Source organism: Alloscardovia theropitheci, from assembly GCF_004332295.1.
GTDB lineage: Bacteria > Actinomycetota > Actinomycetes > Actinomycetales > Bifidobacteriaceae > Alloscardovia > Alloscardovia theropitheci.
Genome location: NZ_RXLP01000004.1, coordinates 89,339 through 101,184, shown reverse-complemented (window position 1 = coordinate 101,184; position 11,846 = coordinate 89,339). Strand labels below are relative to the sequence as shown.

Here is an 11,846-nt window from a genome sequence, read left to right as displayed (position 1 = left end):
TTTGCGCCTGTAACAGGTGATTGTGCGTACGTCATATGCGCGGTTTAATCTTATAAACATGACACAGGAAATTGAAATCGGTATGGGTAAGTCAGGTCGCATGTGTTATGCGCTCGATGATGTTGCAATCGTGCCTTCTCGACGTACTCGTGACCCACAAGATGTTGATACAACGTGGCAAGTCGATGCGTATCAGTTTGGAATTCCAGTTATTGGAGCACCAATGGATTCCTCAATGAGTCCTGATACTGTTATCGAGCTTGGAAAGCTAGGTGGTCTTGGTGTACTTGACCTAGAGGGCTTATGGACGCGATATGAAGATCCAACTCCTCAGCTACGTATGATTGCTCAAGCTCGCGATGATGAAGCCACTGTCTTACTACAGAAGCTTTATGCTGAACCGATTAAGCCAGAGCTTATTACTGCACGTATTAAGCAAATTCGTGATGCTGGTGTCACTGTTGCTGGAGCCTTAACTCCTCAACGTACGCAGGAATTCTATTCGACAGTTGTTGATGCTGGTGTCGATTTATTCGTAATTCGTGGAACTGCTGTTTCTGCTGAGCATATTTCTCAATCACATGAACCATTGAATTTAAAGAAATTTATCTACGAATTAGATGTTCCAGTCATTGTAGGTGGCGCTGGAACGTATCGTGCTGCCATGCACCTTATGCGAACCGGTGCTGCAGGTGTACTTGTAGGTGCAGGTGGATCGGCTGTATCTTCCTCTCGTACAATCTTGGGCATGCACGTTCCTATGGCTACAGCAATCGCGGATATCGCAGCTGCTCGAAAAGACTATATGGAAGAGTCTGATGGACGTTATGTTCCTGTGATAGTCGATGGTGGATTGGGAACCACGGGTAACTTTGTCAAGTCATTCGCTATGGGAGCTGACGCTGTGATGATGGGTAGCGCTTTGGCGCGCGCATACGAGGCTCCAGGACAGGGGACACATTGGGGACGTGAAGCTACTCATAAGAGTTTGCCACGTGGACGTCGAGTATCTCTTGAACAAGTAGGAACTATGGAACAGATTCTGACTGGTCCTAGCACCCGCGCTGACGGTTCAATGAATTATATCGGCGCTCTTAAGCGGGCTATGGCATCAACTGGATATACGAACTTGCGTCATTTCCAGGACTGCCCAGTTATTGCAACACCATACGGAGCATAATTTTCTAATACAATTGTTTACGATGATTTTTAGAAAATAATGTGACGATATCGTCCAGTTATATGAAAACCTGCAGTATACTAAGACATACTGCAGGTTTTCTTGTAGCGAGCGCTTTCCATCGCTCAATTGTAAGAGGGTGATAGTGAAGGAACACTATCATGATTGATAATAGCGAGCTTACTTTTGACACGTATTATCACATAGGAACTAAAAAAGAAAATATAAAATTTCATATTGCCCAATGTGTCAATGGTGACATCGACAAGCAAACATGTATTAAATTAGCGTATAGCTCATGCAACATGGCATGTCTTGCTATCGATGTTGTACGAGGCAGACTCGGATTTAATATGCTCAATTCATTGGCGCATCCGAAAGTCATCAGCCGTCTTAACTCTCTATCTGTGCTTTTGTGCGAAGAAAACGGCAGTTCACAGATTGTATGGGCGGATCGAGCGTGCAAACATTTACCGATAATAATTCGAACATTCAATGGTTTTGCCGTTTCACCCGTCAGATTTAACGCGAATGTGGGACTTATGCTCGCAGGGAAACCGTGTTGGGCATACGTCGTTTTTCGCTTTAATGGTCGAAAATGGGTATGCACGAGTTGTGATTTCTGGTGAATTTCACGCGTGTACGCCGTATACGATTAGCGAAATTTAACATGATGCCTCGTGTCTATATCACACCTAGGCGCTTAGCTAATTAGTTACATTGTTAGGCGTGCACAATATACTTAAAGTATGTTACGCGAATATTCAACGGATATTATTTATTCAACAACTGATGATGATACAGTCTTCAAGCTCCTCAAGGATCGTGCCACCCGTGAACCTGAAAGTGTAATTGCTCAGGCTTTACGAGTACCACGTCGTCAGTGGACAGACATTACAGCTGCTCAGATGCTTTCTACAGTCCGTGAAGTTGCGAAAGGGCTTATTGCAATGGGAGTAGATAAGGGCGATACTGTTCTTATCTATGCACCAACCTCATATGAATGGGGAGTTATCGATTTTGCGTGTGCAGCTATCGGCGCTATCTCAGTTCCTGTATACGACACTGATTCGCCTAAGCAAGTTGCTCAAATTGTGTCTGCAACCTCTCCTGTAGTTGCTTTTGCAGGTGGAGAAGAACGTTCTCTCGTCCTTGAGGGGCTTCGTCAGTCTGATGATAATTCTGTTGAATATTCATTTAATATTCAGACAAATGGATTAAAAGCAGTTGCTGACTGGGGAAAAGATATTTCGGATGAGACATTGGATGCAGCTATTGACAATGTGACAGCTGACGATCCATTAACTATTATCTTTACTTCAGGCTCAACGGGCAAACCAAAAGGCGCGCTTATCTCAAACCGTAACTTCGTTCATACAGCAAAGAACGGCTGGGAAGTTCTACCAAATATGCTTGCAGCTAATCCGACAAGACTTCTTATGTTCTTGCCATTGGCACATGCATTTGCACGTTACATACAGTACTGCGCTGTAGGCGCACACGGTATTATCGGATATTTGTCCGATACAAAGCATTTGCTCGCAGATCTTCGAGGCTTTAAACCATCGTATATGCTTGCTGTTCCTCGTGTATATGAAAAAGTTTATAATGCCGCTTCTCAGAAGGCTGGAAATGGGATTAAAGGTCGTATCTTTGCTTCAGCATTCAAACATTTTGTTAAATGGAGCAAGGATGAGCAAGATGGTAAGAAGCATAGCTGGAGTGAGAAGCTTCAACATAATTTCTTCATGAGCGCCGTGGGCTCATCAATTCATTCTGCTATGGGTAACGGTATGAAATTCATGGCATGCGGTGGCGCGCCAATGAACGAAGACTTGGCTCATTTCTTCAATGGAATCGATGATTTGACGTTTATCCAAGGATATGGTTTGACAGAAACTGCTGCGCCATGCGTTGTGAACTTTGAAGCCATGAATCGAGTGGGCTCAGTCGGACGTATCGCTCCAGGGTTTAGCGTTCGTTTAACTGACGAAGATGATGAACTAGAAATTAAGGGACCAAGTGTGTTCTTGGGATACTACAATAATCCAGAACAAACTAAAGAAGTTTTCGACGATGGCTGGTTCCGCACTGGTGATTTAGCAGCGATTGACGATGATGGGTATATCTATATTACAGGGCGTAAGAAAGATCTCATTATTACTGCGGGAGGTAAGAACGTATCACCTGCGCCGCTCGAAGATGTTATCTCGACATGCCCGATTGTCTCACACGCTATTGTTGTCGGTGATAATAAGCCTTTCATTGGTGCTCTTATCACACTTGAACCAGAGATGTTGCGTCAGTGGTTAGAAGGTCGTGGCCTCGACTCCGAGATGACCCCACTTGAGGCAGCAGAAAATGAAGCTGTCCGTGCTTTCATCCAAGAGTATATTGATCGCGCTAATGCATCTGTTTCGCGTGCTGAATCAGTACGTAAATTCGTTGTATTACCTGCTGAATTTACGCAAGAAGCTGGTACTTTGACTCCAAGTATGAAGATTGTCCGTGCGCGTATTATCGATCAGTACCGCGAAGTTATTGATAAAGTTTTGTACGCTCCGAAGCCAACTGGTATGTCAGATGCAGCTACTGCAAAAATTATGATGGCAGCAGAGCAAGCAGCTCTTCAGCTTAACAAGCAAATGCAACCAACAGTCAAAGCCGCACGTGAGCATCTCGAACCTATGTACAACAAAGCAGTCGAAAATGTTAAACGTAGCTTGGTAGATGCTCAAAATAGTGTTCTTAATGCTGAAAAGGCGTCCGAGAAGAACGCTGAAAAGAATTCTCGTAATGAAGAATCAGAGGAACATACCGAAAAGAATTAAATGAAGTGGTATTTGCGAGATATTCGCGCACTAAACGATAATAAGGAGAACTAAATATGGCATTACGCGATATTCGTGTAGTACCTGATCCAGTTTTACGCACAGCCTGTGATGAAATTACAGAGATTACTCCAGCAGTGGAACGTCTAGTACAAGATTTACTAGATACGGTCAATGACCCTGGTCGAGCTGGACTTTCTGCAAATCAAATTGGAGTTAGCTTGCGTGCATTTTCGTATAACATCGACGGGGAAGTAGGATATATTCTCAATCCTGTTTTAGTTGAACAATCCGGCGAGCAATACGGCGATGAGGGTTGTTTATCAGTTCCCGGACTATGGTATAAAACACGTCGAAGCGATTATGCGAAGGTAGAAGGTATTAATCTTCAAGGTGAACGGATTATTCTAGAAGGCACTGGTCTTATGGGGCGTATGCTTCAGCATGAATGTGATCACCTAGATGGACATGTTTATCTCGATCGTTTGGAAAAAGAAGAGAGGCGCGAAGCCTTGAGATATATGCGTGCACATCAGTCTTAAGATTGAACGTGTAAATATCGTTCTTTACCATGGTCATATATGGCATTATTGTATGCGGGTTCTTGTATATTAGAACCCGCATATCGCTTTTTCAAGGAGTATATTCGCACGAATACTTCGTGAAGTTTTGTTGTCTATTGATATGTAAAACGCGCTATGTGTGCGACAATTCGTGTCGGTCGATGGTACGTACTTATGTACAACCGTTGCATACGAATTTGCATAGCCAGGCAAGAACCGACAGAAAGGTATATCATGGCAGAAATTACCATGAGCCAGATGCTCAAGGCTGGCGTTCATTTTGGTCATCAGACCCGTCGTTGGAACCCAAAGATGAAGCAATACATCTTGATGGAACGCAACGGCATTCACATCATTAACTTGTTCAAGTCTCTTGATCTTATTGATCAAGCATATGACTTCATCAAGCAGACTGTAGCACATAACGGTACTGTACTTTTCGTAGGTACCAAGAAGCAGGCTGCACAGGCAATCTCTTCTGAAGCTTCCCGAGTTAACATGCCATACGTTTCTGAACGTTGGTTGGGTGGTATGCTTACCAACTTCCAAACAGTTTCTAAGCGTGTAGTGCGTATGAAGGAACTCGAAGAGATGGACTTCGATGATGTACGTGCGAGCGGCTTGACCAAGAAGGAACTTCTTCTTCTTGAGCGCGAAAAGGAAAAGCTTGTAAAGCAGCTTGGCGGTATCCGCAATATGGATCGTACTCCATCTGCAATGTTTGTTGTAGACATTAACAAGGAAGCTCTTGCAGTAGAAGAAGCTCACAAGTTGGGAATTCCTGTAGTAGCTCTTGTTGATACTAATAGCGATCCAGACTTGGTTGATTACCCAATCCCAGCAAATGACGACGCAATTCGCGCAATCGAACTTCTTACTGCTTTGATGGCAGATGCTGTTGCAGACGGTTTGCTTGCTCGTGGTGGCAAGGGGGCTGCAGCTGCTGCAGATCAGCCACTTGCAGAGTGGGAAACCGAACTCTTGAAGGCAGACGCTCCAGCAGAAGTAGAAGAAACTGTTGTCGTTGAGGAAGAACCAGCTAAGTAATTAGCGATTCCACGTTTTTAGGAGAATAAAATGGCACAGATTACTGCTGCTCTTATTAAGGAAGTACGCGAGGCTACCGGCGCAGGCATGATGGATGTTAAGAAGGCTTTGACTGAAGCTGAAGGTGACATCGCACGCGCAAAGGAAATCATTCGTGCTAGTGGTATTAAGGCTGCTGGTGCACGTGAAGGTCGCGCTGCTGAAGAAGGTCTTATTGCATCTACCGTTGCTGATACTGCTGAAGGTCAGACAGGTTATGCAGTTGAGCTTAATTCTGAGACCGACTTCGTTGCTAAGACGGATGCTTTCGTTGAGCTTGGTGACAAGGTTGTAGCTGCTGTTGTTGCAGCTGACGCTAAGGATGTAGATGCAGTTCTTGCTGCAGCAACTGCAGAAGATACTGTTAAGGACACCATCGACGAGGCTGGCGCACTCTTCCACGAGCACGTTAAGCTTGGCAAGGTAACTACAGTAAGCGGTCCTCGCGTTGAGATTTATGCTCACCGTAAGTCCGTTGAACTTCCACCTTCCATTGTTGCTATGGTTGCAACTGATGAAGCTGGAGCAGAGGTGGCTCATGATGTAGCATTGCAGATTTCTGCAATGTCTCCAAAGTGGCTCACCCGCGAAGATGTTCCTGCAGACGTAGTTGCATCTGAAGAACGCGTAGCTACCGAGAAGTCTCTTGCAGAAGGAAAGCCAGAAGCAATCGTTCCTAAGATTGTTGCTGGTCGTATGAATGCTTTCTACAAGGAAGTTGTTCTTGTAGAGCAGGCGTTTGTTAAGGATCCATCCAAGACTATTGGCGATCTCCTGAAGCAGGTTGGCGGTCAGGTACTTGCATACACTCGTATCGAGGTTGGCAAGAATTCTGACGCTGAGTAGTTTTACTTAGGTCGCTCTGCTTTATAGTGGTGCTACTAACAAAGTAAAATCAAAGCTGAAGCATATCACGGCACATAGTTGGATGTAAATTTAAGATTATAGCCATCAATCGCTATGATATTGCTTAAACTTTCACAGGGTAGATATACATCGTATATCTACCCTCTTTCGTGTAAAGATTTCCATCGAAATGGAACACTGATACTTTATAAGATAAACAGTTGACGACCCGAGGTCTTGGGCATTGTATGGTCAAAAAGGTAAACTTAAAGCAATTTGTAGCCTGACGAAAGGAACGTCATAGTGAGTGCACAGCGTCGCGTTTTGTTGAAGCTTTCGGGTGAAGCCTTTGGTGGGGGCTCTATCGGAATAGATACACAAGTTATCCGTCGCATATCGCAAGAGATTCATGCCGCTGTAAATCAAGGTGTACAGGTTGGTATCGTTGTTGGTGGGGGTAATTTCTTCCGTGGTGCACAACTAAGCCAAGCAGGTCTCGAAAGAAGTCGTGCAGACTATATGGGTATGCTTGGAACGGTTATGAATTGCTTAGCATTACAGGACTTCCTTGAACAAGAAGGACAGCCTACACGAGTGCAAACAGCAATCACAATGGGACAGGTAGCAGAACCATATATTCCATTAAAAGCAATTCGACACATGGAAAAAGGCCGAGTGGTTATTTTTGGCGCTGGAGCTGGTATGCCATATTTCTCTACTGACACTGTGTCTATTCAGCGTGCTCTTGAAATCGGCTGTGAAGAAGTTCTTATGGGGAAGAACGGCGTTGATGGCGTATATACTGCCGATCCTCGTAAAGACGAAAATGCTACATTACTTGAAAGGGTTTCCTATAAGCGTGCTCTTGTCGATAATTTGGCTGTAATGGATGCTTCCGCACTTTCCATGGCACGTGATAACAACATGCATATCCGAGTATTTGGACTCGAAGGTGCTGGTAATGTAACAGCTGCAATTATTGGTGAAAAATTGGGTACATTAGTATCTAACGAAGACTAAATAAGTAAAAAATTCATAGAGGATTTATTAGACATTAATAATCCACTTATACAGGAGAAATAATGGCAACAGTAATTGATCAAGCTCGAGAGCAAATGAAGAAAACTGTGGAATCCACACAGGAAAACTTCTCTGGAATTCGTACCGGACGTGCAAATCCAGGTTTCTTGAATTCCATCGTAGTTGATTACTACGGATCTCCAACACCATTGAAGTCATTGGCAACTATTGGCGTTCCAGATGCGCGTACTTTGGCAGTAACACCATTTGATGCATCTCAAGCTAATGCAGTGGAAAAGGCTATCCGTGACTCTGATTTGGGTGTGAACCCTCGTCGTGATGGTAATGTCATTCACATCACTATGCCTGAGCTTACAGAAGAGCGTCGTAAAGACTACGTTAAGATTGCTCGTACCAAGGCAGAAGATGGAAAGGTCGCTGTGCGCAATATCCGCCGCAAGACTAAAGAAGGTATTGACGCTTCCATCAAGGACGGAGAATACGGTGAGGATGAAGGCAAGCGTCTACTCAAGGAATTAGATGACTTGACGAAGAAGATTTCTGATGAAATCGATTCCATGCTTGCATCAAAGGAAAAAGAAATTCTTTCTGTCTGATTCTAACTTTCTGAGTTCTGGAATTTTAGAATCTGCATTCTTAGAATATTAATACGATTACAACTTTATGTAGGGAGGGCACCTATGGAAGACAGCTCATTGTGGACACATATTAGTCAACGTATGGACGCGATTAATAAGCGAACAGGACGCAATATGGTTCAGGCTGTGCTCACAGGTGCTCTTCTTGTATTTATAGTTGTAGCAAGCCTTATCTTTAACACGCAAATTTTCCTCTGGCTTATAATTGCTTTTGTTTGTGTCGCGTTATGGGAACTGCGTGTTGATTTTGCGACGATTGGTATTCGTATTCCTATCGTTGCATTGTGGATTATGACTGTCGCTACATTCCTTGCGATTTATTATGTACCAGTTCGTTCATCTCATTCGGTTGTCGCGGCAATTGGCGTAGTTCTTACTGCAGCAGTTGTTGCTCTTGTCTCCACTATTCGTCGTTCTAATCATGAAAGAGTCGAGCGCGCAGTAAAAAAGAAATTGAACAAATCAGTTTCCGGTAATGCATCGGATAAAGTAGATTTCGATGTTCACCAAGAATCTGAGCCATTGAGACTTACACACGTAGGTGCATCATTATTAGCAGTATTTTATGTTACATGTTTAGCTAGCTTCATTGTTCTGCCTCTGACAAGATCACACCCGGTCGCGTTTGAATTTATGATTATTTTTCTTCCATCGCTTGGAGATATCGGCGGGTTAATTTTTGGTGCTGCATTTGGTAAACACAAGTTATCTCCCCGTATTTCTCCAAAGAAGAGCGTAGAAGGATTACTCGGATCCATTCTGTTTTCAGTAATTGGTGTAATTGCAATTGGCTGGTTTACATATGATGTTAATCATTTTATCCAGCATGCTTTTGTTCTGGTTCTAATGGGCATCTGTGTTGGCATAGTAGGTCTCTTTGGTGATTTGTGTGCTTCAATGCTTAAACGTGATATGGGTCTCAAAGATATGGGGCATATACTCGCAGGACACGGCGGTGTTCTTGACCGCGTAGATTCGATTTTGATGTGTGCACCTGTTATATGTATGTTTGTGATGGCTTTTGGACTCTAGTAGCCGAAAGATATGAGTATTAAACAATAAATTCGATAATTTGACACGTAACGCATTGTATGTTGAGTGTTGAGTCTCTGTATTAGTACTGTGCTATACAGTGGCATACTAAATACTTCTTGAACAGAAAGGCAACGAGCTATGGTATCTACTCATCACGAGGAACCAGAAAGCGGTATTACTGAAGGCGGTACGCAAGGCGCATTCCGCGATGTACTATCCACAAAGCATGCTCGTCGTGGTAAAGCACCACTACATTTCGTAGATATGGATGATCAAGAACGCAAGGAACTGGCAAAAGAACTTGGCATGCCGGCTTTTCGCGTTAAACAATTAGCACAGCACTATTTTGCACATTGGGATACTAATGTGAGCGGTTATTCTGATTTCCCAAGCAAATTTGCTGATATTGCCCAAGAGAAGTTTTTCCCAACTCTCATCGAACCAATTCTCGAACAAGAAGCAGATAACGGCGAAACAATTAAAACGCTTTGGCGATTGTTCGACGATTCACGTATCGAATCTGTTTTGATGAAGTATCCAACACGAACGACATTATGTATTTCCAGCCAAGTTGGATGTGGCATGGATTGCCCATTTTGTGCGACCGGTCGTTTAGGACTGACACGAAACATGTCTGCTGGTGAAATACTAGAACAGGTGCGTATCGCGGCTTTACAATGTGAAACAGGGCGTTTGCCAGGAGGGCCTACACGTTTAAGCAATATAGTTTTCATGGGCATGGGTGAAGCCCTTGGAAATTACAAAGCAATGATGAAAGCTATCAGACAAATCAGTGCATTGCCTCCAGAAGGATTCGGAATTTCGGCTCGCAATATTACACTCTCGACGGTTGGAGTAGTTCCGGGAATACGCAAACTTATCAACGAGCATATCCCTATTCGCTTAGCTGTATCATTACATGCCCCAAGCGATAAACTCCGCGATGAACTCGTACCGATGAATCGTCGTTTTAACACGACCCAAGTACTTGATGCTGCTCATGATTATTATTTGAGCTCAAAACGTCGTGTCAGTATTGAGTATGCGTTGATGAAAGGTATTAATGACCAGGCTGAACATGCGCAGCTGCTGGCAAAGCGCTTAAACCATTACGGGGATGATTGGGTACATGTTAACCCGATACCGCTTAACCCGATTGAAGGTTCTCCTTGGACTGCATCTAAGCCCGAAGATGAGCAACGGTTCATCGAGATTTTGCGAAATGCTGGAATTTCTGCGACCCTTCGCGATACGCGCGGTAGCGATATAGATGGTGCATGCGGACAATTAGCAGCAAAAGAATTAGCAGAAAATCTTGTACAACGATCATAAAATCATAGAAGATTAGTGGTAATAAGATTATGAGTATCGAATGCATAATCTTATTACCATAAAGTAATGAGGAGGTACTATGAATTTGGCGTATATTCCGTCACCGTCGATTTCTAGCTTTAATTTAGGTCCGTTAACAATTCGTTTTTATGCTTTAGCGATACTCGTCGGGATCTGTGTCGCAGTATATACGACAAGTCTACGATGGAAACGAGTAGGCGGTACGTTTGACCAAATTCTTGATGTAACTATAGTTGCTGTTCCTACTGGAATAATTGGCGCGCGTTTGTATCACGTCATTACTACGCCAGAACTATATTTCGGTCCTAGTGGAAACTTCGGCGACATTTTCCGTATCTGGAATGGTGGTCTGGGAATCTGGGGTGCTGTAACCGTTGGGGCACTTGCTGTATGGGGATGGTGCCGTTATAAGAAGTATCCTATCGCCTTACTCCTTGACGCAGTTGCTCCAGGACTTCTTATTGCTCAAGGAATCGGTCGTCTTGGAAATTGGTTCAATCAGGAACTTTATGGTTCTCCAACCACATTGCCATGGGGATTGCGACTTAATGATAATGCATCAGCAATTGGGGCGTCCGAAGCATGCTATGACGGTTCTTCATGCCCGTCGGGTGTACTTTATCATCCGACTTTCTTGTATGAAATGATCTGGAACTTCATCGGTGCAGCGTTGCTCATCGTACTTGGCAAGATTATTATTAAAAGATTTAAAGCTGGGACAATTTTTGTTTTGTATGTGATGTGGTATACAGCTGGCCGAGCTTGGATTGAAATGTTACGCATTGATCGCGCACATGAAATTCTGGGTCTTCGTGTAAATGTCTGGGTATCTTTACTAGTTTTCATGCTTGCGGTGGTAGCATTCGTATTAGTCCAGCGTATGAGCGAATCGACCGCTGAGTTAAGTGACCATTTGACTCACGTAAGTGCTCTCGAAGCACAGGTTACAGAGGGAACGATGACCTCTCATCAGCTCAGAGTTGTGCTCAATGAGGAAGAATCTCAAGAACGAGAAACTGTAAAGAAGCAGCGTTCACAAGCAAAGCATGCTCAGAAGGAACAGCAAGAGTCTGAAAAAGCCCTGTATGAGGAAGCTAAGCGACTTGTGACAAAGGCTCGCAGGGAGCAAACGGTGAATGCTGAATCAGATGGTGCAGTTGATACAGACGAGAAGGATGACAAGACATCTAACGAGTAGTATCGTAGGAATTTAAAGTTCTCATGAAATTGATATTATTGCCGACTGAAAATCAATTCAGTCGGCAATAAAGTT

At 43.7% G+C, this 11,846-nt stretch carries 11 protein-coding genes; all 11 read left to right on the top strand.

The window, feature by feature from the left end; all coding sequences use genetic code 11:
• Nucleotides 1-58: 58 nt before the first annotated feature.
• The 11 genes from EJ419_RS01550 to lgt all read left to right on the top strand — a co-directional run bounded on the left by EJ419_RS01550 (nt 59) and on the right by lgt (nt 11,771).
• A complete protein-coding gene (locus EJ419_RS01550; protein WP_131283160.1) occupies nt 59-1,180 on the top strand; it encodes a GuaB3 family IMP dehydrogenase-related protein in 1,122 nt (373 codons plus the stop codon).
• A 161-nt stretch (nt 1,181-1,341) separates the two neighbouring features.
• Nucleotides 1,342-1,809 (top strand): hypothetical protein, encoded by a 468-nt coding sequence (locus tag EJ419_RS01545; RefSeq protein ID WP_131283159.1) that lies wholly within the window; start codon nt 1,342-1,344, stop codon nt 1,807-1,809.
• A 120-nt stretch (nt 1,810-1,929) separates the two neighbouring features.
• Complete coding sequence (locus EJ419_RS01540; protein WP_131283158.1) at nt 1,930-4,011, top strand: AMP-dependent synthetase/ligase; 2,082 nt, start codon at nt 1,930-1,932, stop codon at nt 4,009-4,011.
• A gap of 56 nt (nt 4,012-4,067) precedes the next feature.
• Nucleotides 4,068-4,553 carry a peptide deformylase gene (gene def / locus EJ419_RS01535; protein WP_131283157.1) on the top strand — a complete coding sequence of 162 codons (486 nt, stop codon included), beginning with the start codon at nt 4,068-4,070 and terminating at the stop codon, nt 4,551-4,553.
• Between the two features lie 255 nt (nt 4,554-4,808).
• A complete protein-coding gene (gene rpsB / locus EJ419_RS01530) occupies nt 4,809-5,621 on the top strand; it encodes a 30S ribosomal protein S2 (protein WP_131283156.1) in 813 nt (270 codons plus the stop codon).
• A 30-nt stretch (nt 5,622-5,651) separates the two neighbouring features.
• Nucleotides 5,652-6,506 carry a translation elongation factor Ts gene (gene tsf, locus EJ419_RS01525; protein ID WP_131283155.1) on the top strand — a complete coding sequence of 285 codons (855 nt, stop codon included), beginning with the start codon at nt 5,652-5,654 and terminating at the stop codon, nt 6,504-6,506.
• Nucleotides 6,507-6,809: 303 nt separating this feature from the next.
• Entirely contained in the window at nt 6,810-7,526 is a 717-nt protein-coding gene (gene pyrH / locus EJ419_RS01520; RefSeq protein WP_205668799.1) for a UMP kinase, read from the top strand.
• Between the two features lie 62 nt (nt 7,527-7,588).
• Nucleotides 7,589-8,143, top strand: coding sequence for a ribosome recycling factor (gene frr / locus EJ419_RS01515; RefSeq protein ID WP_131283153.1), 555 nt, complete (start codon nt 7,589-7,591; stop codon nt 8,141-8,143).
• Between the two features lie 84 nt (nt 8,144-8,227).
• The gene (locus EJ419_RS01510; RefSeq protein WP_131283152.1) at nt 8,228-9,217 is read left to right on the top strand and encodes a phosphatidate cytidylyltransferase; all 990 of its coding nucleotides are present in this window, start codon (nt 8,228-8,230) and stop codon (nt 9,215-9,217) included.
• Nucleotides 9,218-9,358: 141 nt separating this feature from the next.
• Nucleotides 9,359-10,552, top strand: coding sequence for a dual-specificity RNA methyltransferase RlmN (rlmN, locus tag EJ419_RS01505; RefSeq protein WP_131283151.1), 1,194 nt, complete (start codon nt 9,359-9,361; stop codon nt 10,550-10,552).
• Between the two features lie 79 nt (nt 10,553-10,631).
• Nucleotides 10,632-11,771, top strand: coding sequence for a prolipoprotein diacylglyceryl transferase (gene lgt, locus EJ419_RS01500; RefSeq protein ID WP_131283150.1), 1,140 nt, complete (start codon nt 10,632-10,634; stop codon nt 11,769-11,771).
• Nucleotides 11,772-11,846 lie beyond the last annotated feature (75 nt).